Origin of the sequence: Neorhizobium sp. LMR1-1-1.1 (assembly GCF_040675795.1) — a bacterium.
GTDB classification, from domain to species: Bacteria; Pseudomonadota; Alphaproteobacteria; order Rhizobiales; family Rhizobiaceae; genus Neorhizobium; species Neorhizobium cellulosilyticum.
Genome location: NZ_JBEGHE010000023.1, coordinates 48,349 through 70,296, shown reverse-complemented (window position 1 = coordinate 70,296; position 21,948 = coordinate 48,349). Strand labels below are relative to the sequence as shown.

Annotated in this window: 24 protein-coding genes and 1 pseudogene; 8 read left to right on the top strand and 17 right to left on the bottom strand. The window is 59.0% G+C overall.

Annotated elements, in window-relative coordinates:
* Positions 1 to 145: pseudogene (locus tag MRBLMR1_RS12790) on the top strand (gluconokinase); the annotation flags it as partial.
* 105 nt (positions 146 to 250) lie between these two features.
* On the opposite strand, the gene MRBLMR1_RS12785 reads toward MRBLMR1_RS12790, so the two are convergent.
* From MRBLMR1_RS12785 to MRBLMR1_RS12760, 6 genes are all read right to left on the bottom strand, one after another.
* Positions 251 to 925: a 4-carboxy-4-hydroxy-2-oxoadipate aldolase/oxaloacetate decarboxylase gene (locus MRBLMR1_RS12785; RefSeq protein ID WP_148144133.1), complete on the bottom strand. Its 675-nt coding sequence runs from the start codon at positions 923 to 925 to the stop codon at positions 251 to 253.
* A 107-nt stretch (positions 926 to 1,032) separates the two neighbouring features.
* The gene (locus tag MRBLMR1_RS12780) at positions 1,033 to 1,869 is read right to left on the bottom strand and encodes an ABC transporter substrate-binding protein (protein ID WP_148144134.1); all 837 of its coding nucleotides are present in this window, start codon (positions 1,867 to 1,869) and stop codon (positions 1,033 to 1,035) included.
* 36 nt (positions 1,870 to 1,905) lie between these two features.
* Positions 1,906 to 2,673 carry an amino acid ABC transporter ATP-binding protein gene (locus MRBLMR1_RS12775; protein ID WP_148144135.1) on the bottom strand — a complete coding sequence of 256 codons (768 nt, stop codon included), beginning with the start codon at positions 2,671 to 2,673 and terminating at the stop codon, positions 1,906 to 1,908.
* Positions 2,670 to 3,428 carry an amino acid ABC transporter permease gene (locus MRBLMR1_RS12770; RefSeq protein ID WP_500064919.1) on the bottom strand — a complete coding sequence of 253 codons (759 nt, stop codon included), beginning with the start codon at positions 3,426 to 3,428 and terminating at the stop codon, positions 2,670 to 2,672. Before MRBLMR1_RS12770 ends, MRBLMR1_RS12775 begins: the two co-directional genes overlap by 4 nt.
* Positions 3,425 to 4,132, bottom strand: coding sequence for an amino acid ABC transporter permease (locus tag MRBLMR1_RS12765; RefSeq protein ID WP_148144137.1), 708 nt, complete (start codon positions 4,130 to 4,132; stop codon positions 3,425 to 3,427). Before MRBLMR1_RS12765 ends, MRBLMR1_RS12770 begins: the two co-directional genes overlap by 4 nt.
* On the bottom strand, positions 4,129 to 4,902 hold the full coding sequence (locus MRBLMR1_RS12760; RefSeq protein WP_148144138.1) for an SDR family oxidoreductase: 774 nt from the start codon (positions 4,900 to 4,902) through the stop codon (positions 4,129 to 4,131). Before MRBLMR1_RS12760 ends, MRBLMR1_RS12765 begins: the two co-directional genes overlap by 4 nt.
* A gap of 230 nt (positions 4,903 to 5,132) precedes the next feature.
* On the opposite strand from MRBLMR1_RS12760, the gene nac reads away from it, so the two are divergent.
* Entirely contained in the window at positions 5,133 to 6,038 is a 906-nt protein-coding gene (nac, locus tag MRBLMR1_RS12755) for a nitrogen assimilation transcriptional regulator NAC (RefSeq protein ID WP_148144139.1), read from the top strand.
* A gap of 24 nt (positions 6,039 to 6,062) precedes the next feature.
* Here the strand turns inward: nac and MRBLMR1_RS12750 are convergent, their stop codons facing one another.
* The 8 genes from MRBLMR1_RS12750 to MRBLMR1_RS12715 all read right to left on the bottom strand — a co-directional run bounded on the left by MRBLMR1_RS12750 (position 6,063) and on the right by MRBLMR1_RS12715 (position 13,255).
* Positions 6,063 to 7,265, bottom strand: a complete 1,203-nt coding sequence (locus MRBLMR1_RS12750) for a pyridoxal phosphate-dependent aminotransferase (RefSeq protein ID WP_148144140.1) — start codon at positions 7,263 to 7,265, stop codon at positions 6,063 to 6,065.
* 55 nt (positions 7,266 to 7,320) lie between these two features.
* On the bottom strand, positions 7,321 to 8,088 hold the full coding sequence (locus tag MRBLMR1_RS12745) for a LamB/YcsF family protein (RefSeq protein ID WP_148144141.1): 768 nt from the start codon (positions 8,086 to 8,088) through the stop codon (positions 7,321 to 7,323).
* 11 nt (positions 8,089 to 8,099) lie between these two features.
* Entirely contained in the window at positions 8,100 to 9,095 is a 996-nt protein-coding gene (locus tag MRBLMR1_RS12740) for a 5-oxoprolinase subunit C family protein (RefSeq protein ID WP_148144142.1), read from the bottom strand.
* Positions 9,092 to 9,799 (bottom strand): 5-oxoprolinase subunit PxpB, encoded by a 708-nt coding sequence (gene pxpB, locus MRBLMR1_RS12735; protein ID WP_500064913.1) that lies wholly within the window; start codon positions 9,797 to 9,799, stop codon positions 9,092 to 9,094. Before pxpB ends, MRBLMR1_RS12740 begins: the two co-directional genes overlap by 4 nt.
* Positions 9,796 to 10,209: an acetyl-CoA carboxylase gene (locus MRBLMR1_RS12730; protein WP_206829036.1), complete on the bottom strand. Its 414-nt coding sequence runs from the start codon at positions 10,207 to 10,209 to the stop codon at positions 9,796 to 9,798. The genes pxpB and MRBLMR1_RS12730 overlap by 4 nt, the downstream gene beginning before the upstream one ends.
* Positions 10,206 to 11,573 (bottom strand): acetyl-CoA carboxylase biotin carboxylase subunit, encoded by a 1,368-nt coding sequence (accC, locus tag MRBLMR1_RS12725; protein ID WP_148144145.1) that lies wholly within the window; start codon positions 11,571 to 11,573, stop codon positions 10,206 to 10,208. Before accC ends, MRBLMR1_RS12730 begins: the two co-directional genes overlap by 4 nt.
* Entirely contained in the window at positions 11,573 to 12,007 is a 435-nt protein-coding gene (locus tag MRBLMR1_RS12720) for an acetyl-CoA carboxylase biotin carboxyl carrier protein (RefSeq protein WP_148144146.1), read from the bottom strand. Before MRBLMR1_RS12720 ends, accC begins: the two co-directional genes overlap by 1 nt.
* Before the next feature lie 369 nt (positions 12,008 to 12,376).
* Positions 12,377 to 13,255 carry a helix-turn-helix domain-containing protein gene (locus tag MRBLMR1_RS12715; RefSeq protein ID WP_148144147.1) on the bottom strand — a complete coding sequence of 293 codons (879 nt, stop codon included), beginning with the start codon at positions 13,253 to 13,255 and terminating at the stop codon, positions 12,377 to 12,379.
* 112 nt (positions 13,256 to 13,367) lie between these two features.
* Between MRBLMR1_RS12715 and pobA the strand changes: the two genes are divergently transcribed.
* The 6 genes from pobA (at position 13,368) to MRBLMR1_RS12685 (ending at position 19,215) form a co-directional block, all read left to right on the top strand.
* Positions 13,368 to 14,540, top strand: coding sequence for a 4-hydroxybenzoate 3-monooxygenase (pobA, locus tag MRBLMR1_RS12710; RefSeq protein WP_148144148.1), 1,173 nt, complete (start codon positions 13,368 to 13,370; stop codon positions 14,538 to 14,540).
* Positions 14,541 to 14,625: 85 nt separating this feature from the next.
* The gene (locus tag MRBLMR1_RS12705) at positions 14,626 to 15,798 is read left to right on the top strand and encodes an ABC transporter substrate-binding protein (RefSeq protein ID WP_148144149.1); all 1,173 of its coding nucleotides are present in this window, start codon (positions 14,626 to 14,628) and stop codon (positions 15,796 to 15,798) included.
* 64 nt (positions 15,799 to 15,862) lie between these two features.
* Complete coding sequence (locus MRBLMR1_RS12700) at positions 15,863 to 16,726, top strand: branched-chain amino acid ABC transporter permease (RefSeq protein WP_148144150.1); 864 nt, start codon at positions 15,863 to 15,865, stop codon at positions 16,724 to 16,726.
* Positions 16,723 to 17,757: a branched-chain amino acid ABC transporter permease gene (locus tag MRBLMR1_RS12695; RefSeq protein ID WP_500064908.1), complete on the top strand. Its 1,035-nt coding sequence runs from the start codon at positions 16,723 to 16,725 to the stop codon at positions 17,755 to 17,757. The genes MRBLMR1_RS12700 and MRBLMR1_RS12695 overlap by 4 nt, the downstream gene beginning before the upstream one ends.
* Positions 17,754 to 18,518: an ABC transporter ATP-binding protein gene (locus MRBLMR1_RS12690; protein WP_148144152.1), complete on the top strand. Its 765-nt coding sequence runs from the start codon at positions 17,754 to 17,756 to the stop codon at positions 18,516 to 18,518. The genes MRBLMR1_RS12695 and MRBLMR1_RS12690 overlap by 4 nt, the downstream gene beginning before the upstream one ends.
* Positions 18,499 to 19,215: an ABC transporter ATP-binding protein gene (locus MRBLMR1_RS12685; RefSeq protein ID WP_148144153.1), complete on the top strand. Its 717-nt coding sequence runs from the start codon at positions 18,499 to 18,501 to the stop codon at positions 19,213 to 19,215. Before MRBLMR1_RS12690 ends, MRBLMR1_RS12685 begins: the two co-directional genes overlap by 20 nt.
* 39 nt (positions 19,216 to 19,254) lie before the next feature.
* Here the strand turns inward: MRBLMR1_RS12685 and pcaF are convergent, their stop codons facing one another.
* From pcaF to MRBLMR1_RS12670, 3 genes are read right to left on the bottom strand one after another with little or no spacing between them, the layout of a single operon-like run.
* A complete protein-coding gene (pcaF, locus tag MRBLMR1_RS12680; protein ID WP_148144154.1) occupies positions 19,255 to 20,460 on the bottom strand; it encodes a 3-oxoadipyl-CoA thiolase in 1,206 nt (401 codons plus the stop codon).
* Between the two features lie 10 nt (positions 20,461 to 20,470).
* Positions 20,471 to 21,160: a CoA transferase subunit B gene (locus MRBLMR1_RS12675; protein WP_148144155.1), complete on the bottom strand. Its 690-nt coding sequence runs from the start codon at positions 21,158 to 21,160 to the stop codon at positions 20,471 to 20,473.
* Positions 21,157 to 21,864, bottom strand: coding sequence for a 3-oxoacid CoA-transferase subunit A (locus tag MRBLMR1_RS12670; RefSeq protein WP_148144156.1), 708 nt, complete (start codon positions 21,862 to 21,864; stop codon positions 21,157 to 21,159). The genes MRBLMR1_RS12675 and MRBLMR1_RS12670 overlap by 4 nt, the downstream gene beginning before the upstream one ends.
* Between the last annotated feature and the right edge of the window lie 84 nt (positions 21,865 to 21,948).

The window sequence follows — 21,948 nt, the reverse complement described above, 5'->3', positions numbered from 1 at the left end:
GCCGACCAGTCTTCTGGAAAGCCAGCTCGCGACACTGGAGCGACCTGATAGCGAAGCCGGCGTTGTTGTCGTCAATATCGACAACACGCCGGAGATGATTGCCGAGCTGGCAATCGAGGGGCTGAAGAGGCTTGCAAGCGAATAGACAAAAGGGCGACCGCGAGACCGCCCTTTTTATTTTCCGTAGTCACTGCGGATCTCGATCATATGGAAGGGAAGCTGTCGTGAACGACGCTTCCCTTCATCTTTTTCAGATGTCGACGATCAGGCCCTTGGCCTTGAGAACCGGCTCGAGCTTGCTGACCTCGATAACGGACGCGCCGGCCTTGTAGGCTTCAATGAAACCGGCTTCGGCGTCTTCGCGTGCCTGAGACAGCTTTGCCGCTTCGGCAACTTCGCTGCGGCGAACGACGACCAGACCATCCGCATCACCGACGATCACGTCACCCGGATTGATGATCTCGCCGCCAACGATGATGCTGTCATTTGTCGTGCCGATCGTTTCCTTCACTGTGCCCTTGATGCAGGTACTGAGCGAGAAGACCGGGAAGCCGAGTTCGCGAAGCTGCAGCGTATCGCGCACGCCGGTATCCGTAACCAGGCCGCCGATGCCCTTGGCAAGGCAGGCATTGGCCAGAACGTCACCGAACGAACCGGCTTCTTCGTATTCACCCGCCGAAACAACGATGATGTCGCCGGGCTTGGCGTAATTGATCGCCAGTTGCAGCATGATGTTGTCGCGCGGCGAGGATTTGACGGTGAAGGCCGGGCCACAGAGCTTCATCCGGTAGTCGACCGGCTTAAGCCGCGACGACAGGGCACCCCGACGGCCCTGTGCTTCGTGAATGGTGGCGGGCGAAAATTTCGCGATCGCAGCCAGATCCTCCTTGGAGGGACGCTCGGGAATGTCTTTGATATGTACCATTGCAGGCCCTCCTCGTGGCCATAGATAAACCGCACGGCGGCAAGGCTGCCGCCGTTGGCAATTGTCGGATTTTGGTTTGGGATCAGAAGGCGCTATGCGCCCTCAGATTAGGGGATCGGATCGAACTTCAGTTCGGAGAGTGGAACAACCTTGTCGGTACGGGTCATCTTGTATTCGGTGCCCTGACCGAGCCACTTGTCCCAGATCTTGTTGATCTCGCCATCGGCATCCAGCTTGCGCAGGATTTCGTTGACCTTGGCGGTCAGCGCCGGCTGATCCTTCTGCATGCCGATACCGATCGGCTGGTACAGCATCGGCTCTTCGATCATGCGCATTTCCTTGCCGCGGGTCTTCGACTCGTTGACGAATTTGGTCGTCGTCATCGTGTTGGCGACCATGCCGCGCGCCTTGCCCTGTTGCACGGCGAGATAGGCGGAAGCCGTGTCCTGGAAGGTCAACGGTTCGGACTTGTTGAGCTTGATCGACATTTCCGAGGTCGAACCCTTGGCCGAGGCGATACGCTGGCCGACATAGTCGGCCTTGGCCTTGCCTTCGTCCGTCGCCGGAACGATGAGCATTTCCTTGGCGAGATAATAGGGATCGCTGAACTGAATCTGCTCGGCGCGGCTCTGGGTATAGGCGAGGTTCGCTACGGTGATGTCGACGCGGCCGAGCTTGACTTCCGGCACGCGGGCTTCGACCGAAACCGGCTTCACTTCCGCCGTCACGCCCAGTTCTTTGGCGATGGCATTGCAGAGATCGACGTCGAAGCCGGCCATTTCACGGGTCTTCGGATCCGGCGCCGAGAATGGCGGCACGTCGGCAAAGGTTGCGCAGCGCAGCTTCTTGGCCGACAGGATGTCGGCAAGCTGGTCTGCTTTTGCAGGCGCGACGGCAGCGGTGCTGGCGACGAGTGCTGCGAGAGTTGCGAATTTCCAGTTCATTTGCTGTTCTCCATTGTTATTTTATGTGGAAGGCAGTCAGTGCCGCAGATCAGCGAGGAAGCGCTGGGCACGCGGATGTCGTGGATTCTTGAAAAAGTCTTCGGGAGGAGCGGTTTCGAGGATTTCGCCTGCGTCGATGAACCATATGCGGTCAGCGACATCGCGGGCAAAACCCATTTCGTGAGTGACGCAGAGCATGGTCATGCCTTCGGCGGCCAGGCTCTTCATGACGCTCAGCACTTCGCCGACCATTTCCGGGTCGAGCGCGCTGGTCGGTTCGTCGAACAGCATGACGGGCGGTTCCATGGCAAGTGCACGGGCAATCGCCACGCGCTGCTGCTGACCACCGGAAAGCTGACCTGGATAGGAATTCGCCTTGTCGGCAAGACCAACGCGGTCAAGCAGTTTGAGAGCCTTGTCATGGGCAGCGGCAGGCGGCACACCTTTCACCCGGATCGGCGACATCGAGACATTCTCGACGACCGAAAGGTGCGGAAAGAGGTTAAAACTCTGGAAGACGAAGCCGATACGGCTGCGCAGCTTGTTGAGTTCACTTGCCCGCATCGGCGCGTGGATATCCTGCCCCTCAAAGCTGATGCCGCCGCTGTTGATTTCTTCCAGCCGGTTGACGGTGCGGATAAGCGTCGACTTTCCGGAGCCGGACGGGCCGCAGATCACCACCACTTCGCCCCGCGCCACTTCGGCATTGATGTTCTTCAGGACCTGATAGTCGCCGTAGTTCTTGCAGACATCGGCGATACGGATCGCCTGGGCGGCCTGCGGTTCGGACACTGAGGTGCTCATAGCTGCTCCGTAATGGTTTTGAGGGGCGCGGCCTCGGCCGGAAGGCGGGCATTGCGCGGCCAGGCACGACGGCGGGCGATACGCCGCTCGACGCTGTTGGCGACATAGGTCAGGCTCCAGCAGAGGATGTAATAGACCACTGCGAGAATGAGGAACACTTGGAAGGGCTGGGTCAGAAGCTGATTGTTCACCTGGCTCGCGGCGAATGTCAGGTCCGGCACATTGATGACGTAACCAAGCGTCGTATCCTTGATCGTCGAGACGAAGGTGGAGATCATGCTCGGGATCATGTTGTAGAGCGCCTGCGGCAAGATGACGAAGCGCATGGCACCCATATAGCCATGGCCGAGAGCCCGCGCCGCATCCATCTGCCCCTGCCCCAGCGAAACAATGCCGGCGCGAACGACTTCGCTGAGGAACGCACCCTGATAGATGACTAGCGTCACCAGCATGATCAGGAAGCTCGGCACATCGGCACCCGTCCAGAGCGGGATGACAAAATAGCACCACAGGATGAGCATCAAAAGCGGCACGCCGCGAGTGACATAGACCAGCGCGGTCATCGGCCAGCGCAGGAACCACCATTTCGACAGGCGCGCGAGCGCCATGAGAATGCTGACCGGGAAGGCGAATGCGATGGCCAGGGCCGACAGGATCAGCGTGTTGGCGAGACCGCCGAGCGGGCCGTTGGGATACTGGCCGATCAGGAGAAGCAGCCAATAATCCTGGATGATGGTGATGAAATCCTGGATCATGCGCGTGCCCTCCGCGCCGGATCGGCTCGCATCGCGATATAGGCGCCGATCCCCATGATGATGAGCGAGAAGAACAGGTAGGTCACCGTACCGATCATGTAGACTTCGAAGGTGCGGAAACTGATGTTTTCGATTTCCTTGACTGCATGGGTCAGTTCAGGAGCACCGATGACGATGGCAAGGCTGCTGTTCTTGAAAAGCGAAACACTGTGATTGATCAGCGGCGGCAGCGCGTTGCGCACGCCCTGTGGCATGATCACGAAGCGCATGGCAGAGGCGTACCCGTGACCGAGTGCCTGGGCCGCCTCCATCTGGCCGGGACTGACCGAGCGCAGGCCGGAGCGAAGGTCTTCGCTGAAATAGGCAGCCTGACACAAGCCGAGGCCGATCACCGCAAAGATGGCTTCGGCATTGTTGTTCGCCAGCCAGTCCGACAGGCCCTGCGGCATCAGTGTGAAAATGCCAAAATACCAGAGCATCAACTGCACAAGTGTCGGCACATTACGATGGTAGGACACATAGGCAGCAACGATCGGTTCACCGATGCGCAGTGGCGACACGCGCAGCGCAAGCAGAAGGATGGCCAGCGTCATCGCCAGCGTCCACGAACCGATATAAATGATGAAGGTCATCTCGATGCCGTGCAGCAGCATCGAGATGTATTCCGGGTTGTTGAGGATTGCCGAAAGATCGAACCCGTTCACCGCGTGGTCCCTTCGGAACGGGCGGCAGGGGTCTGCGGCTTGGCCGTCTGCAGGCCGCCCATCACCTGAAGCGTCGGGGTGATTTCCATATGGCCGATATTGACCGCAACAGGTGCAGCAATCGCGAAGGCGATCGCATCTGCGATATCGGAAGCCTGTGGTAGTTCGAAACCGTCGATGAAGCGCTCGCGGATCGATGGGTCATTGCCGTGGACGTGGTTGAAGATGTCGGTCGCAACTCGGCCCGGGCAGATTTCCGTCACCCTCACCCGCTTGCCAAACGTGTCGATGCGCAGCTGGTTCGACAGCATGGCGACACCTGCTTTTACGGCATGATAGGTCGAGTTGCCGCCGAAATTGTAATTGCCGGCAATCGAGGAAATGTTGATGACATGGCCGCGATCCCGCTTTGCCATGCCGGGCACCACCATGCGGCAGAGATGCAGGACGGCGCGCAGGTTGACGTCGATCAAGAGGTCGATATCGCCATCTTCCGCTTCAAGAAACTTCTTCGGCCGGTCGACGCCGGCATTGTTGATGAGGACGTCGAATGCCACGCGGCCAGTCAGCTCTGCGAGAGCTTCCCGGTTGGTTACGTCAACCGCGTGGGCGATGCAGCCGGTACGCTCGGACAGTTCGTGCAGCGGCTCGGCGCTACGCGCAACGGCGTGGACTTCAAGCCCCTCGCGGCACAGTCGTTCAACGACGGCGGCACCGATTCCCGACGAAGCGCCGGTTACCAGAGCAGTCTTGTAGTCGGAAAATGGCATGTCGATCCCCTTTGTTAAGATGAGACTAGCGAAGCTTTTTTCACTTGCCTAAGACCGATTAGTTTTGGGCTAATAAGGAAGCGTTATGGATGTCCGCACGTGTTGCGGAAGGCTGCATTTGCGCTTTATAAATCAAGCGGCTAGGTTTTCTCTTCAACCGCGAAGCAGCAGGTCGCAAACCGCTCACGACCTCATTTGCGGTGATAACAACACAGGCAGCATCGACCATAATGGATATCCGGCGCCTCAAATCCTTCATCGTCATCGTCGATAGCGGCAGCATCACACGCGCCGCCGATATCCTGCATCTTGCCCAGCCGGCGCTCAGCCAACAGCTTGCAGCGCTCGAGGATCATTTCGGGCAGAAGCTGCTGATCCGCAGCCAGCAGGGCGTCACGATGACCGCCGCCGGTCAGGCAGTTTATCGCCACGCGCAAATCATCCTGCGGCAGATGGAACAGGCGCAATCCGACGTCACCACAGCCGGCAAGTCACTGGCCGGTCGTGTCTCTGTCGGGCTTGTCCCGTTCAGCAGCGCGGCGACGCTTTCGGTCGAGCTTCTGTCGGAAACGCGAAAACGCCATCCCGGCATCCTCCTGCACCTGACGGAAAGCGTCGGCCAGACCTATAGCCAGATGATCATGAACGGCCGTCTGGAAATGGCGCTTATTCATGGTGTCGGCCCGATCAAGGGCGTTCGTTTCGAACCGCTGCTGAAAGAAGAGTTTTTTGTCGTCGCGCATCCGGATTTCGAAATCGAGGCCAGCGACGCGCCCGTTCCGGTCACGGCACTCGACGGACTGCCGTTCCTAATGCCGCCCGCCTATAACTTCGTGCGCCGTGCGGTCGATACCGCGTTCTCGCGCAGCAAGGTCGAGCTGAAAGTGGTGGCGGAAGTGGAAATCGTGAGAACGCTCAGCCGTTCTGTCGATCGGGGGCTTGGCGCCACGATCATGCCCAAGGCGATCGCCGACCGGCTGATTGCCGAATCCAGCGAAAAACTGATTTGTCGCCTTGTGTCGCCGCGCATCGAGGAGACTTTGTCTCTGTGTGTATCCGATCAAACGCCGCTTTCGCAACCGGCGGTCGCGGTCAAGAATATTCTTGTCGAACTGACGGCCAGGCTGAAGGCCTGACCGTCATAACCAGCTGAAACCGATTTACTTCATGTCCTTGCAGTACTGTGCGATCCGGTTGCAGCCCTCTTCCAACATTTCCATGCTTGTGGCGTAGGAAATGCGGAAATACGGGCTCATGCCGTAGGCCGCACCCTGCACGGTCGCGACATGGTGCTCCTCGACAAGACCCATGACAAAATCGACATCGGTCTCGATCTTGCGGCCACCCTTGGTGGTCTTGCCGATCAGCTCGGACATGTTCGGGAAAATATAGAACGCACCTTCGGGCTTATGGGCACGCAGACCCTCGATTTCGGCCAGACGGCCGAGCACATAATCTCGACGGGTCTTGTAGATGGAAGAGCGTTCCTTCAGCAGATCCTGCGGACCATCGAGTGCCGCAACGGCTGCCGCCTGTGTCAGGGTCGAGGTGCCGCCGCTGTTCTGGCCGTTGACATTGCTGATCGCGGCAATGAGATCCTTCGGGCCGCCGCAATAGCCCAGACGCCAGCCGGTCATTGCATAGGCCTTGGACACGCCGTTCATGGTCAGAACCCGATCATAAAGACGCGGCTCGACTTCGGCGATCGTGCAGAACTCGAAATCGTCGTAGACGAGATGCTCGTAGATATCGTCGGTCAGAATCCAGACATGCGGGTGGCGCAGCATGACCTCAGCGATTGCCGCCATTTCCGCGCGCGAGCAGGCAGCGCCCGTCGGGTTGTTCGGAAAGTTCAGGAACAGCCACTTGGTACGTGGCGTGATCGCTGCTTCGAGGTCTTCTGCGCGCAGCTTGAAACCTGCATTTTCCGGGCACGGCACCGAGACCGGAACGCCACCGGCGAATTTGACGATATCCGCATAGCTGACCCATGACGGCGCCGGGATGACAACTTCATCACCCGGATTGCAGGTGGCCAACACCGCATTGAAGATGACCTGCTTGCCACCGCCCGAAACGACGATCTGGTTCGGCTCATAGGTCAAGTTGTTCTCGCGCTTGAACTTGCGGATGATCGCCGCCTTCATGGCCGGCGTGCCGTCCATTGTCGGGTATTTGGTGTCGCCCGCGAGTGCTGCGGCGTAAGCGGCCTCGATCGCATGCGGCGGTGTCGGGAAATCCGGCTCGCCGGAGGAGAGGCTGACAACCTTGATCCCCTGGGCGGCCAGTTCACGGGCGCGTTGCGTCATGGCTGCGGAGGCGGAGATGGAGACATTTTTCAAACGGTCGGCTGTGGCGGGCATGATTTGGTCTTCCGGTTTGTCTAATTCTGGATGGAAAAAGGGAAAGGCCGTGGCTTCAGCCGACAACCTCTGATGCAGGTGCAAGCGTGCCGCCGGCGGCCTCGATTTCGCTGCGCACGATCCGCGCCAGCTCGAGCGAACCCGGCGTGTCGCTGTGAACGAGAACCGATTTCGCCGGCATGTCGATGGTCGCGCCGTCGATTGTGGTGACCGTGCGGTCGACTAGGAACTGGCGCACGCGGGCGCGCACGGCCCCCTCATCCTTGACCAGAGCACCCGGCAATCCGCGGGCAACAAGACGCCCCTGCGCGTCATAGGCGCGGTCGGCGAGGAACAGCAGCAGCGTCTTCAGCGAGGCGCGCTTGGCAGCCGCTTCGATCTCGCTGCCGGGCATGGCAAAAATGATCAGTTCGGGATCGACGGCGCGGATCGCATCCATCATGAGGTCGGCCAGCTTCGGATCACGATTGACCATGTTGCCCATGGCCGCGTGAAAACTGAAATGTGCGACGCGCTGACCTTCGCACGCCGCAATCGCCTTCAACGCACCCAGCTGGTAAAGCATCTGCTGGCGCAGTTCATCGGCGGAATAGGGAATTTCGCGGCGGCCGAAACCGGCGCGATCCGGCAGACCAGGATGGGCACCGATGCCGACGCCGTTTTCCTTGGCAAGGCGCACCATGCGCGCCATCGTATCGGGATCGCCGCCATGGAAACCACAAGCGATGTTGGCCGAGGAGACCACCTTCATCATCGCCTCGTCGTCGCACAGGCTGTAGGGACCAAAGCCTTCGCCCATGTCGGAATTAAGATCGATCTTCATCTCTTCTTCCCTCACTTCATGGCCTGCAATGCATCGCAAACCATTCGAGACGTGCTGCGAACATCATCGATGAAAGTCGCCACTGCCTTTTCGACGGCCGCCGCCTGAGCATGCGTTGCACGGACAAAACGCAGACGGCTGCCGATACGCGCCTGCCCGAGCCGCCAGAGATCGGCCTCGATTACGCCGGCAATCTTGGGATAACCGCCAGCCGTATTGGCATCGGCCATTTGGATGATCGGCTCACCGCTTGGTGGAACCTGAACGACACCGGACACGACACCGTGCGAGCGCATTTCAACCGGCGTCGTCGGCTTGATCGGTTCACCCATCAAGCGATATCCGGTACGGTCGCTTTGTGTGGAAATCTTCCAAGTCTGCATCCAGAAACGCTCGGCATCCGCGCCAAACAGGGCATGCTCTCCGGCCGGAATGGCGCGAACAACAAGGGCCCCATCCTCATTGGCAGGATAAAAATCGGTAAGCGCAAAGGCTGGATCGATAACCGCAAGGCCAGTTGCCGGAAAGTTCAGCGCGGTGGAAACCTCACCCAGTTTAAGAACATCGCCCGTGCTCAGAAAACGTCCCTCACTGCCGCCGAAAGCGCCACGCAGCGACGTGCTGCGCGACCCCATGACCGACGCGACATCGATCCCGCCGGCAATGCAGATATAGGCGCGTGTTCCAACCCGCGGCTGCCCTAGCTCCAGCACCTGCCCGGCCTCAATCGGCAGAGCGCACCACGGCTGAACCATACGACCGTCAAGCGATGCGCCACAATCGGCACCCGTTACGGCAAAAGCCGTCTGCTTCGCAAAACGCAGTTTGAACGGATAGGTCTGAACTTCGACAACTGCCGCGCCGGTTTCGTTGCCGAGCAGGCTGTTGCCAGCCTTGAGTGCCAGCGGATCCATGGCGCCGCTGGTGGTCACGCCAATATTGCGGAAGCCGGTACGGCCAAGGTCTTGTACCGTGTTGAACGGTCCTGTCTGGATGATCTCTATCATAGCTCTATGCTCGCTGGCACGAAACGCACCGTATCACCCGGCGCCATCACGGCAGGTGTGGCCGACATCGGGTCGAACATCTGCAATTCGGCAAAACCGATCGAATTCCAGCCATTAGGGCCGGTAAGGACGGCGACACCCGTCTGCATGCCGCCAATGGTGACGCAGCCGCGCGCCATGTTGAGCGACGGCACGGTCTTGCGCGGCATGTAGATGCGCGGATCAAGCCCGTGAAGGTAACCAAAACCGGGCGCACTACCGAGTGCAAACACCCTATAGGTGCCTTCGTAGTGAATGCGAACAACCTCGCGGTCGGAAAGGCCCGACCTGTCGCAGAGAGCGGCAAGATCGGTCGCGTGCTCGCCTCCGTATGTTACGGTGATCTCGATTGTCCTTCCTGCCAGATCGATGCTTTCGGCCTGTTCCCAGGCGTCCAACAGGCGCAACGCCAGAAGTTCCGGATCTTCGGGCGTCATCTTCAGAACGACGAGAAGATTGGTCATGCCGGGTACGATCTCGAGCGTTTCGCTCCACAGTTCGACGGCGCGGGACAGGGCCCAGATCCGTCGCTGCGAGGCAAGGTCGAATTCACCGGTCGCTTCGAGAAGAAATGCGCGCGAACCGATCGGGGAAACACGGGCGCCATCGCGACCGAGCGCAAGCGCTTCGACAGGCTGGGTGATTTTGGCGACTGAGGCGCTCATGCTTCTGTCTCGACTTCAGCAATCGGATCGCCAAAACCGACGATCGTTCCGGGTTCAACTAAGTGACGGCCCAAGCGTTTTGACGGTCCAGCGGAGACCGGCAGCAGGGTAGGGCCAACCCGCAGGAAGCCGATCGCGTCGCGCGCGGTCGATGCAGCCGGCGTGGCGGTACGTGACAGGTCTAACGACCAGAACTCACCGGCCATAGGCGCCTTCACGATCGCCACAGCACCTACTGAATCAGTCTTGCCGGAACGCACTTGACGCGCAGGCCCCTTGGCAGAACTCGAAAGGCGGATCAGCAGGCTCTGGTCGGGTCGGGTGATTTCAATCCCATCGACGCCAGCGGTTTCAAGGGCTGCGGCCAACCGTTCGATGATTGCGGGGTCGCTGAAATCCGGCTTGGTCATGCTGCCCCCCGCGTCTTCAACCATTTTTCAAGATAATGGATATCCGTTTCACCCTCGGCGAAGGCTGCATCGTCAAACAGTTCGCGCAACAGCGGCAGATTGGTGGCGATGCCCTCCAGCTTGAAGGATGCCAGGGCGGACCGCGTGCGCTGCATGGCATCGGCCCGGTCTTGGCCATGCACGATCAGCTTGGCGATCAGCGAGTCGTAATAAGGCGAGACCTTGTAGCCGGCCTCGACATGGGTATCGACACGAATGCCCTCGCCCTTTGGCAGTTCAAGAGCCGTGATCACACCTGCTGAGGGCATGAAAGTCATCGGGTCTTCGGCATTGATGCGGCATTCGATAGCATGACCGGCGCAGATCACGTCCACCTGCGCCATCGACAATGCCTCACCCTGCGCCACACGCAATTGCTGCTGGACGATATCGACGCCGCTGGTTTCCTCGGTCACCGGATGTTCGACCTGCAGGCGGGTATTCATCTCGATGAAATAGAAAGCGCCGTCTTCGTAGAGGAATTCGAACGTTCCGACACCGCGATAGCCGATTTGCTGACACGCCTTGACACAGGCTTCGCCGACAGGGCCGATCAGTGTTTCAGAAATACCGGGAGCCGGCGCTTCCTCGACCACTTTCTGGTGACGGCGCTGCATGGAGCAATCACGATGGCCAAGCCAGACGGCATTTCCATGCGTATCACACAGGACCTGAATTTCGATATGGCGCGGATGCTGGAGGAATTTCTCCATGTAGAGCGCCGGCGTTCCAAAGGCCTTGCGTGCTTCTTCACGGGTCAGGGCCACGGCTTCCAGCAGCTCTGCCTCGCCTGACACAACGCGCATGCCGCGTCCGCCGCCACCGCCGGCAGCCTTGACGATCACAGGATACCCAATCTCGGCTGCAATTGCCCGGATCGCTTCGGATTCCGATGGAAGCTCTGTATCTGGACCCGGCACACAAGGCACGCCAGCCGCCATCATGGCGCTCTTGGCGGCAATCTTGTCTCCCATCGTGGCAATGGCGCTGGCATCCGGGCCGATGAAGGTCAGCCCCGCCTTCTCTACTGCCGCCGAGAAGCTGGTGTTTTCCGAAAGAAATCCATAACCTGGATGAACGGCGCCGGCACCGCTGAGGCGCGCCGCCAGCAGGATGGCATTCTGGTTCAGGTAGCTTTTGGACGCGCTCGACGGGCCGATGCAGATCGATTGATCCGCGCTTTTCACATAGGCGGAGTCCCGATCCGCTTCCGAGCAGACCACGACGGTCTTCAGGCCCATTTCGCAGCAGGCGCGAACTACGCGCAAGGCAACTTCACCGCGATTGGCAATAAGAACCTTGTCGAAACGCTGGTGTGACGGCATCACGCGATCTCCGCCAGCATGTCGCCAACCTCGACCTCCGAGCCATTCACATCCGTCAGGCGCGTGATCTTGCCGGCATGCGGTGCAGCTATCTTGTTGAACACTTTCATCGCTTCGATGATGAAAAGTGTCTGCCCCTCGATAACATCATCTCCGACGGCCACGAACGGAGGATCTCCTGGTGCCGGGGAGGCATGCAGCACGCCAAAGACAGGTGCGGTGACCATGCCTGCCTTTTCGTTGACTTCAACCGCAGCGCCTTCGACCTGTCCTATATCGGCGGTCACGCTCGAACTCTCGGGGTTCGTTACGGGTGTATCTCGGCCTCCATCTCGGAATATCCGGACTGTCGTGCCTTTTTCCGTGACCTCCAGTTCGGTGACGTTGGACCGCCCCACAAACGCGATGAGTTTTTCTATCTTTGAAAGGTCCATTCCCCGGTCCACAATTGGGCTGCATCGATGCCGCCGCAAAGATCGAGACACAGCGGATCACAGCCAATGTCGTAACATAGGCAAAGGTCTAATGGGGTCAGACGAACTTTCAATGGAGCAACGATGATACAGGACATGGCTCCTGCTCTTGATGTGTACCGAACCGTTGCCGCCTAGTTTCAACGAACAGTTTCTCATCTCCAATGACCACGAAGAAAATATCCCAGTTAACAGAGCGATCGCCATCATGCGCACCGCTTAGGTCGTCGACCGGAAGATTTGAATCTCGCCATGAAAAAGCTGGCTTGTGCTTGGCTCCTACTCCGCCATCACGCGTCCAGTTCATTCTTGCCTTGCTCGCCGAGGCTATCAATAGTCAATACGGGCACGTTCCAATGAACGCCAATCTTTCGGTGCCTTGCCCGTGCATCGAGCGAAAAAGCGGGAAAAATAAGCGGCATCTTGGAAACCCAGCCGATACGATATTTGCTGTATAGAGGTCATAGAGAAGATGAGCTGTCTCTTCGCTTCCTCGATAATCTTGCGCTCGATCAGTTCATGTGCCGAACATCCATGCCAGGCATGAACGAGGCGATTGAGATGTGTCGGCGAAACCCCGATTCTCCCAGCATAGAACGACAACGCTCGATGGGTTCGGAAATGCTGGTCGATCAGGTTCATCAGGGCATCCACCCGGGTGTCTTCGGACGAGCCGTCCCAAGTGCGTTGATCGCAGCCAATTCGGAACAACAGGTGCAACAGCACGGAGACATAGGCTCTCAGGATTTCATTGCGTCCGCGATTTCGACCTTCAAACTCGGCAGTTATCCGCCCCAAGATGCGCGCGGCCTCTTCCGCATCCGGCACCTGAGGTTCGGGAGCAATCTTTTGGGGGTGAGCCAGCCACTGGCCAAACAAGCTTCTCTCACCGGGTGCATGGTCGAGATGTGACGAAAGGATCGTGATAACCGAGCCGACAACGGTTTTTGAGAATCGGAACCCATGACTTGTTCCCGGAGGAATGGTTATTACCGTTCCGGGCTTCAAACTAAGGGTCTCTTCGTTGAAGAGGACGTCACCGCCTCCGGCGGCAATATGCAGGATCTGAAAGTAAGCAGTGTGCCGGTGAGGCTGGATTTCCCAGTCGTGCTGGCTGCTTCTGGCATGGATCGTTTCATGATGCAGCCAGAAGCCCGGATCTCCGGTATCCGTTTCACCATATAGAGCATAGGTGGGAACCCGTGGCATTGCGACCGCTCCTCCCGATGTTCGAAAAGTACAATTAAAAGAACAGAGCGTCTCTTTCGCCGCAACTCCCAATCATGGAATTTGCAATTATCAGTTTCGTTGGGAGGCGTGATTGAGGCATCAAGTCGTCATCATAGGCGCAGGACCGTCGGGCCTGCTGCTTGGCCAGCTTCTGACCGAAGCGGGGATCGACAATCTCATCCTCGATCGGGTGAGCAAGGAGTATATCCTCGGCCGCGTTCGAGCCGGGGTACTTGAGGAAGGGACCGTCAAGCTTCTGAACCAGGCGGGCGCCGGTGCACGGATGGCCGCCGAAGGGCTGCCGCATGATGGTTTCGATCTTGCTTTCGACGGTCGCGATCATCGGATCGATCTCAACGAATTGACCGGCGGCAAGCGGGTGATGGTTTACGGTCAGACAGAAGTCACGCGCGACCTGATGGATGCACGTGAACGAAGCGGTGCGCATGCCGTCTATGAGGCTGACGACGTGCAGCCGCATGATTTTTCCGGAACAGACCCCTATGTAACTTATCGAAAAGACGGCATAACACATCGTATCGATTGCGATTTCATCGCGGGCTGCGACGGATTCCATGGAACGAGCCGCAGGTCGGTTCCCGAGGCCGCATTAAACTTCTTCGAGAAAGTTTATCCGTTCGGATGGCTCGGCATCCTCGCGGATGTCGCTCCGGTCAGCCACGAACTGATATATGCAAATCATCCGCGCGGCTTCGCACTGTGTTCGATGCGCTCAGCAAGCCGCAGCCGTTATTACATACAATGTCCTCTCGATCAGAAAGCGGAAGACTGGAGCGACGACCGGTTTTGGGACGAACTGCGGCGCAGGCTACCGCCGTCCCATGCCGAAGCTCTTGTAACCGCTCCGTCATTCGAGAAGTCGATCGCTCCGCTGCGTTCCTTTGTGGCAGAGCCCATGCGCTTTGGCCGTCTGTTCCTTGTTGGCGATTCCGCTCACATCGTTCCGCCCACCGGTGCCAAGGGCTTGAACCTTGCCGCAAGCGACGTGCATTATCTCTTCAATTCTTTGCGCGAATATTATCTGGAAGGGTCCGAGGCAGGACTGAATTCCTATTCGAAAAAAGCTCTTGCACGGGTATGGAAAGCTGTACGCTTTTCGTGGTGGATGACGACCATGCTGCATCGCTTTCCGGAGACGAGTGAATTTGATCAGAAAATTCAGGAAGCGGAGCTCGATTATCTAACCCATTCCCGGGCCGCGTCCACCGCTCTGGCAGAAAACTACGTGGGATTACCGTTTTAGCGTGGACGACAGCAACGGGTCGCATTGTTGCAATTCAAAGGGCACGATGTTGGAGGCGGGCCCTGTTTAACCGGGAGGAATGAACATGAAAAAGGCTGCAATTACCGCTTTCGCGGTCATGGCTTTGTGCGGAACCGCTTCCGCCGACGTCATCAAGGTCGGCGTGGTTGGTCCCTTCTCTGGGCCCTTCGCCCTGCAGGGCAAGAACTTCAAGGCGGGAATAGACGCCTATATCGCACTTCACGGTAACAAAATTGGCGACGATACGGTCGAAATTGTCTACCGCGATATTCCGACAGCGGACCCTGCCCAGTCCAAGGCTCTCGGCCAGGAACTGATCGTCAAGGAAAAAGTTCAATATCTTGCAGGCTTCTACTTTACTCCGGATGCAATGGCGGTCACGCCGATCCTCAAGCAGGGCAACGTGCCCATGGTCATCATGAACGCTGCAACATCGGCCATCATGAAGACCAGCCCTCTGGTCGTCAGAACCTCGTTCACCACCTGGCAGACCTCCACGCCCATCGCAAAGGTTGCTTCCGATGTAGGCGTCAAGAAGATCATTTCGGTCGTCAGTGACTATGGACCGGGTGTCGATGCCGAAAATGCGTTCAGAAAGGCCTTCGAAGAAGCCGGCGGGAAGATCGTGGAGGCAATACGAATGCCGCTTTCCACAAACGATTTCAGCCCGATCATGCAGCGTATCAAGGATTCGGGCGCAGAAGGTGTGTTCGCCTTCCTGCCTTCCGGCCCGACCACGCTCGGCTTCGTCAAGGCGTTCAACGACAATGGTCTGAAAGCGGCCGGCACCAAGTTCTATGCGCCGGGTGACCTGACCCAGGAGTCCGATCTGCCGGCACTGGGCGACGCTGCATTGGGAATACAGACGACGTTCCATTATGCCGTTTCTCACGATTCCCCCGAAAACAAGACCTTCGTCGAGGCAGCGACCAAGGCGATCGGCAACGAAGCGGAACTGTCCTTTCCTTCCGTCGGCGCGTTCGATGGCATGCATGTCATCTACAAGATGATCGAGGCGACGGGCGGCAAGCAGGATGCCCAGAAAGCCGTCGATGCCGTCAAGGGACTGGCCTGGACAAGCCCACGCGGCCCTGTCTCCATCGATCCGGAAAGCCGTCACATCACCCAGAACATCTATCTTCGGGAAGTGGCAAGGGGTTCGGATGGCAAATACTTCAACAAGGAGGTTCAGACCTTCGAGAAGCAGGGCGATCCGGGTCTGGCCGCCGCGAAGTAAGCGGCCGACGGTTTCACAGATCGGCAGGCCAGAGTTGGCCTGCCACTCATGAACAGGATTTCTGATGCAGACAGTCTTCAGCATTGCTGTCGACGCACTTGCCTATGGCATGGTGCTGTTCGTCATTTCCATCGGCCTTTCGGTGACCATGGGCCTGATGCGTGTCGTGAACCTCGCCCATGGCGGCTTTGCCATGATCGGCGGTTACATAGCCTCCTATGTCGCGCGGGACTTGGCCCTCGGATACGGACTTGCATTGATCGCGGCGGTCGTCTTCACGATCCTGATCGCCATTCCGATCGAACGTCTTCTTTATCGGCGGATCTACGGTCAGCCGGAACTGACACAGGTGCTGATGACGATCGGGATAACCTTCTGCATCATCGGAATTGCCAATTTCGTCATGGGGCCAACGCTGAAGACCATTCCGCTTGCACCTTCACTACAAGGGTCTGCCGACCTCGGCTTCCGCACCATACCCATCCATCGCCTTTTTGCGATCGCCTGCGGCCTGGCCGTGGCGCTCGGCCTCTGGTACGCGATCGAGAAGACGAATTTCGGCATCAAGCTTCGTGCGTCTGTCGACAATGCCGCAATGGCTGCGGCGCTGGGCGTGAGAACGGAAATCGTCTACGCGGTTAGCTTCGCGGCGGCTGTGGGTCTTGCGGCTTTCGGCGGAGTGGTCGGATCGGAATTCCTGCCGGTGGAACCCTATTATGCACTCCGCTACATGGTGACGTTTCTGGTCGTGGTATCGGTCGGCGGAGCCGGCTCCATCCCTGGCGCACTGGCCGCTTGTCTTCTACTTGGGGCGATCGATACGACCGGCAGGTATCTCATGCCGGAATTCGGCGAATTCTTCTTCTATCTTGCCGTCATCGCAATCATCTGTGTCTTTCCGAGTGGCCTGGCGGGACGCGCAAAATGACAGAGAAGACCAACTCCACGCTAGCCGCCGGCGCTGCAACGACCAGAAGCCGCCTGCGGGCCGGCTTCATCAAGCGAGACCTTTACGGCTTTGCTGCCATCGTCATTGTCGCCGCGGCTGGCTATGTCCTCTTTCCCGACAACCTCGCGTTGCTCACGCGTATCATCGCGATTGCCCTTCTCGTATTGTCGCTTGATCTCGTGACCGGCTATTGCGGTGTTGCGACCCTTGGCCAGGCGGCGTTGTTCGGATCGGGCGCCTATGCGGCAGGCATACTCTCCGCGCATTATGGGATAAATGATCCGCTGCTGATGACACTGGGCGGGATATTTGCGGGTGCGGTCGCCGGACTTATCTGTGGCATCGTGATGCTGCGGGCACACGGTCTCCCGCAGCTCGTGCTATCGATCGCTCTTGTCTACCTGTTTCATGAATTCGCCAACAAGGCGTCTTCCTGGACCGGCGGAAGCGACGGATTGTCGGGCATCGTACTCGACCCGCTCTTTGGCCTCTACGAGTTCGATCTCTTCGGCCATACGGCCTATTTCTTCGGTGTGGTCCTGCTTCTCATCGTATTCACGTTGCTGCGCATCGTCGTTCGCTCGCCCTTCGGCATGCTCTGCCGTGGCATCAAGGAGGATCCCGTGCGGATAAGGGCACTCGGCGCCTCTCCCCATAAAGCTGTGATAAAGATGTACATCATTTCAGGCGCGGTGGCCGGAACCGGGGGTGCGCTCAGTGCCATCTCAACCCAGGTTGTCGCACTCGACGCCCTGTCGTTCACACAATCGGCAGAAGCGCTCGTCATGCTTGTCCTTGGCGGAACAGGTTCCCTGTTCGGCGCTCTGGTCGGGACCGTGATCTTCATGCTGTTTGAGGACTTCGTATCGGCCGCCAACCCGTTTCACTGGCTGACGACGGTTGGCGCGCTTCTCATCGTCGTCGTCCTTTTCGCCCCTAAGGGCATTTTCGGAACGGTGCAGGATCTCCTCTCTGTAAGAAAGAACACGACCGGGGAGACGCGGCCATGAGCGCGGTATTTGAAGTCATCAACCTGAAGAAGGCGTTCGGCGGACTCGTTGTCACAAACGACGTCTCGCTCTCCATGGTGGCAGGCGACCGGGTGGCGCTCATTGGCCCAAACGGAGCCGGCAAGACGACCTTCGTCAATCTCGTCACCGGCGCCCTGAAACCGAGTTCCGGTGAGGTGCGACTTCGAAACGAGCCGGTCACCCGGATCGGACCAACCGGCCGGGTTCAGCGTGGCCTCGTTCGCTCATTCCAGGTGACCCGGCTTTTCCAGGACATGACACCGGCCGAACATGTGGGGCTCGCGGTTCTCCAACGGACAGGAAAATCGGCTGAACTACATGGCAATTTTCTCACCCGTCCGGCGGTGATGGAAGAAGTCTATGACCTGCTTGAAAGACTGGGCCTTTATTCGCTCGCACATAGAAAGGTGCGGGAGATCGCCTACGGGCAGCAGCGGCTTCTGGAACTGGCCATCGCGCTTGCCTTAAAGCCCAGCGTCCTCCTGCTCGACGAACCAGCTGCCGGCGTTCCGCAAAGTGACACGGGACGTATCGAGGAAGCGCTCGCAAACCTGCCCGCCGATCTCGCCGTGGTGATGATCGAACACGACATGGACCTGGTGTTCCGATTTGCCAAACGGGTGGTCGTGCTTGCCGCAGGGACCATTATATTCGACGGCCTTCCCGCCGACGTGACAAAAGATGCCCGCGTCCGCGAGGCCTATCTCGGGAGCTACGCCAATGCCGGCCTCAATGCTTAAAGTCGAAAACCTTTCCGCCGGTTATGGCCCGACCCGAATTCTGGAATCGATTTCGTTTTCTGTGGCTGCTGGTCGTCGGCTCGCCGTTCTCGGTCGCAACGGGATGGGGAAGACGACGCTCTTCGCGACGCTTGCGGGCCAGACCCGCCGTTATGGCGGGAGGATAACGATAGGGGACATCGATCTCAGCTCGATGTCAAGTGCCGCGCGGGCTCACGCGGGCCTCGGATATGTGCCGCAGACGCGGGACATATTCCCGAGCCTTAGCGTCGAGGAAAACCTGACTGTCGGCTTGAAGAAACGGAAGAAGGACGCGATCGAGGAAGGCTATGCTTTGTTTCCCCGGCTGAAAGAGCGTCGCAGGAACCTCGGCAGCCAGCTGTCCGGTGGCGAACAACAGATGCTGACCACGGCGCGCACGATCCTCGGCCGACCCGCGGTGCTGCTGCTCGATGAACCGCTTGAAGGCCTGGCTCCCGTGATCTGCGAGGAGCTCATGGTGGTGTTTTCGGAACTTGCGGCTTCCGGAGACATGACGATCCTGCTCGTCGAGCAGCGAATTCAAAGCGCTCTCGACTTTGCCGACGAGGTCATCGTGCTAGAGCGTGGCCGTATCGCCTGGAACGGTACCCCTTCCGCGCTGTCACAGGATCACGAGGCGGTGGAACGTTTGCTCGGCGTGGGCGGCCTGCATTAGCCTGCCGCCTGCCTTGCTGTTTTCCTGCCGAAAAAGCGGTCAGGCGCGCCCGAGAGCGAGCGCGATACCCTGCCCCACACCTATGCACATGGTTGCGAGCGCGTGGTTACCCCTGCCGGACGAAAGTTCCAGAGCGGCCGTGCCGGCAATTCTCGCACCCGTCATGCCCAGCGGATGTCCAAGCGCGATGGCCCCGCCATTCGGGTTGACGCGCGGATCGTCATCGGCAATGCCGAGTTCGCGCAAGGTTGCAAGGCCCTGGGAGGCAAAGGCCTCGTTCAGTTCGATGACATCGAACTGATCCTGCGTCAGGCCGAGCAATGCCATCAGCTTTTTGGAAGCAGGCGCCGGGCCGATACCCATAACACGTGGAGGAACGCCCGCTGTCGCTCCGGCCAGAACCCGCGCAATCGGCGTCAGCCCGTATTTTCTGACAGCTGTTTCCGAAGCGATAATCAGCGCCGCGGCACCATCGTTGACGCCGGAGGCGTTGCCGGCCGTCACTGTTCCGCCTTCCTTCTTGAAGGGAGTACCAAGTTTGGCGAGCGCTTCGATCGTGGTCGCGCGCGGATGCTCGTCTTTCGAGATGACCAGTGCCTCACCCTTGCGCTGGGGGATGGCGACCGGCGTGATTTCGCGGGCAAGCCGGCCGGTTTCCTGGGCGGCAGCGGCCTTGTTCTGACTGCGCAGAGCAAACGCATCCTGATCTTCGCGAGAGATCCGATAATCTTCCGCAACATTTTCGCCGGTTTCGGGCATGGAATCGACGCCGTAAAGCTTCTTCATCAGCGGATTTACGAAGCGCCAGCCGATTGTCGTGTCGTAGATCTCCGCGTTGCGCGAAAACGCGGCGTCGGCCTTCGGCATGACGAACGGTGCCCGGCTCATGCTTTCGACGCCGCCCGCAATCATCAACTCCGCCTCACCCGACTTGATGGCGCGCGCCGCAGTGATGACGGCATCCATTCCCGAACCGCACAGACGGTTGATGGTCGTGCCCGTGACGGACACAGGAAGCCCGGCCAGAAGCAGAGACATGCGCGCGACATTGCGGTTGTCCTCGCCCGCCTGGTTGGCGCATCCAAAGATCACGTCGCCAACCGCCTCCCAGTCGATGCCGGCATTTCGCTCGATGAGCGCCTTCAGCGGTATGGCGCCGAGGTCGTCAGCCCTCACTGAGGAAAGCGTGCCGCCGAAACGACCAATCGGGGTGCGGATGTAGTCGCAGATTAAAGCCTCGGCCACTGTATTCTCCTCAGACTTCGGGCACGATGAGATCGGCGACCGAACCCGCGATATGCAACGGAGCGTCCGTCATCGACTGCAGTTCTTCTATGCTCAATGCGGCAAGTTTTTCTCGCAGCACGAAGCGTCCTTCAACGATCTCGATGACGGCATGACTGGTGTAAACCCTGGTGACACAGGCCAAGCCGGTCAGCGGAAACGTGCATTTTTCCACGAGCTTGGGTTCGCCGTTCTTTGTCACATGCTCGGTGATGACAAAAACCTGTTTGGCGCCATGCACGAGATCCATGGCGCCACCGACTGCCGGAACGCCCTTCGAGCCGACACGCCAGTTTGCCAGATCCCCGCTTTGCGCAACCTGCAATGCCCCAAGGATCGCAACATCGAGATGGCCGCCGCGCACCATCGCGAAGCTGTCCGCATGATGGAAGAACGAAGCGCCCTGCTTCAGCGTCACTGCCTTTTTGCCGGCATTGATGAGGTCCCAGTCCTCTTCGCCTGGCTTCGGCGCCTCGCCGAAATCGAGGATGCCGTTTTCCGTGTGGAAGATCGCCTCCCGGCCGGGCGGCTGGTAACGGGCGACCATTTCGGGAAAGCCGATACCCAGATTGACATAGGCGCCGTCGACAATGTCCTGCGCCGCGCGCCAGGCGATCTGGGCGTTGGTCAGCTTGATCTCTTCTTGAGCGATGCTGGTCATGCGTAGGTCACTCCGGCGCGAATGAGTTCCTCTTCCTGGCGAGGCTGCGAAACCTCGACGACGCGATCGACGAAAATTCCGGGCGTGACCACATGTTCGGGGTCGATTTCGCCCGCCTCGACGATCCTCGAAACCTGAACGATCGTGCTGGCGGCCGCCATGCACATCAGCGGATTGAAGTTACGAGCCGCCTTGTTGTAGGTGAGATTGCCATGACGGTCGCCGAGATGAGCCTTGATGATGGCGAAGTCAGCCTTCAGCCACCGTTCCTGGACGTAACGCCGACCGTCGAATTCGCCGATCGGCTTGCCTTCCGCGAGCTCCGTGCCGTAAGCGGTCGGGGTGTAGAATGCCGGTATGCCGGCGCCTCCGGCACGGATGCGTTCCGCAAGCGTGCCTTGCGGCACAAGTTCGAGTTCGATTTCTCCGGCCAGGTACTTATCGGTAAAGGCGCGCGGATCGGACGATTTCGGGAACGAGCAGATCATCTTTCGGACCATGCCCGCGTCGATCATCGCCGCAATCCCGATACGGCCATTGCCGGCATTGTTGTTGATGACCGTCAGGTCCTTTGGACCCTTGTCGATCAGCGCGTGGATGAGTTCGATCGGAGCGCCGGAGCCACCGAAGCCGCCGATCATCACTGTCGCTCCGTCGCCTATTTCGGACACAGCCGCCGCCAGGCTCTGGCTTGTCTTGTTCATCCGCCACCTCCCTTGATGATGGGCCTCGTCCTCTGTCGTAGCCTCTCGAAAACCTACCCCTCGACTTTCTCGACCTCAACGTTT

Bases quoted from the DNA above. Each gene is read 5' to 3' on its own strand.
- MRBLMR1_RS12785 (WP_148144133.1), bottom strand. From the start codon at position 925: ATGGTACATATCAAAGACATTCCCGAGCGTCCCTCCAAGGAGGATCTG.
- MRBLMR1_RS12780 (WP_148144134.1), bottom strand. From the start codon at position 1,869: ATGAACTGGAAATTCGCAACTCTCGCAGCACTCGTCGCCAGCACCGCT.
- MRBLMR1_RS12775 (WP_148144135.1), bottom strand. From the start codon at position 2,673: ATGAGCACCTCAGTGTCCGAACCGCAGGCCGCCCAGGCGATCCGTATC.
- MRBLMR1_RS12770 (WP_500064919.1), bottom strand. From the start codon at position 3,428: ATGATCCAGGATTTCATCACCATCATCCAGGATTATTGGCTGCTTCTC.
- MRBLMR1_RS12760 (WP_148144138.1), bottom strand. From the start codon at position 4,902: ATGCCATTTTCCGACTACAAGACTGCTCTGGTAACCGGCGCTTCGTCG.
- nac (WP_148144139.1), top strand. From the start codon at position 5,133: ATGGATATCCGGCGCCTCAAATCCTTCATCGTCATCGTCGATAGCGGC.
- MRBLMR1_RS12750 (WP_148144140.1), bottom strand. From the start codon at position 7,265: ATGCCCGCCACAGCCGACCGTTTGAAAAATGTCTCCATCTCCGCCTCC.
- MRBLMR1_RS12745 (WP_148144141.1), bottom strand. From the start codon at position 8,088: ATGAAGATCGATCTTAATTCCGACATGGGCGAAGGCTTTGGTCCCTAC.
- MRBLMR1_RS12740 (WP_148144142.1), bottom strand. From the start codon at position 9,095: ATGATAGAGATCATCCAGACAGGACCGTTCAACACGGTACAAGACCTT.
- pxpB (WP_500064913.1), bottom strand. From the start codon at position 9,799: ATGAGCGCCTCAGTCGCCAAAATCACCCAGCCTGTCGAAGCGCTTGCG.
- MRBLMR1_RS12730 (WP_206829036.1), bottom strand. From the start codon at position 10,209: ATGACCAAGCCGGATTTCAGCGACCCCGCAATCATCGAACGGTTGGCC.
- accC (WP_148144145.1), bottom strand. From the start codon at position 11,573: ATGCCGTCACACCAGCGTTTCGACAAGGTTCTTATTGCCAATCGCGGT.
- MRBLMR1_RS12720 (WP_148144146.1), bottom strand. From the start codon at position 12,007: ATGGACCTTTCAAAGATAGAAAAACTCATCGCGTTTGTGGGGCGGTCC.
- MRBLMR1_RS12715 (WP_148144147.1), bottom strand. From the start codon at position 13,255: ATGCCACGGGTTCCCACCTATGCTCTATATGGTGAAACGGATACCGGA.
- MRBLMR1_RS12705 (WP_148144149.1), top strand. From the start codon at position 14,626: ATGAAAAAGGCTGCAATTACCGCTTTCGCGGTCATGGCTTTGTGCGGA.
- MRBLMR1_RS12700 (WP_148144150.1), top strand. From the start codon at position 15,863: ATGCAGACAGTCTTCAGCATTGCTGTCGACGCACTTGCCTATGGCATG.
- MRBLMR1_RS12695 (WP_500064908.1), top strand. From the start codon at position 16,723: ATGACAGAGAAGACCAACTCCACGCTAGCCGCCGGCGCTGCAACGACC.
- MRBLMR1_RS12690 (WP_148144152.1), top strand. From the start codon at position 17,754: ATGAGCGCGGTATTTGAAGTCATCAACCTGAAGAAGGCGTTCGGCGGA.
- MRBLMR1_RS12685 (WP_148144153.1), top strand. From the start codon at position 18,499: ATGCCGGCCTCAATGCTTAAAGTCGAAAACCTTTCCGCCGGTTATGGC.
- MRBLMR1_RS12675 (WP_148144155.1), bottom strand. From the start codon at position 21,160: ATGACCAGCATCGCTCAAGAAGAGATCAAGCTGACCAACGCCCAGATC.
- MRBLMR1_RS12670 (WP_148144156.1), bottom strand. From the start codon at position 21,864: ATGAACAAGACAAGCCAGAGCCTGGCGGCGGCTGTGTCCGAAATAGGC.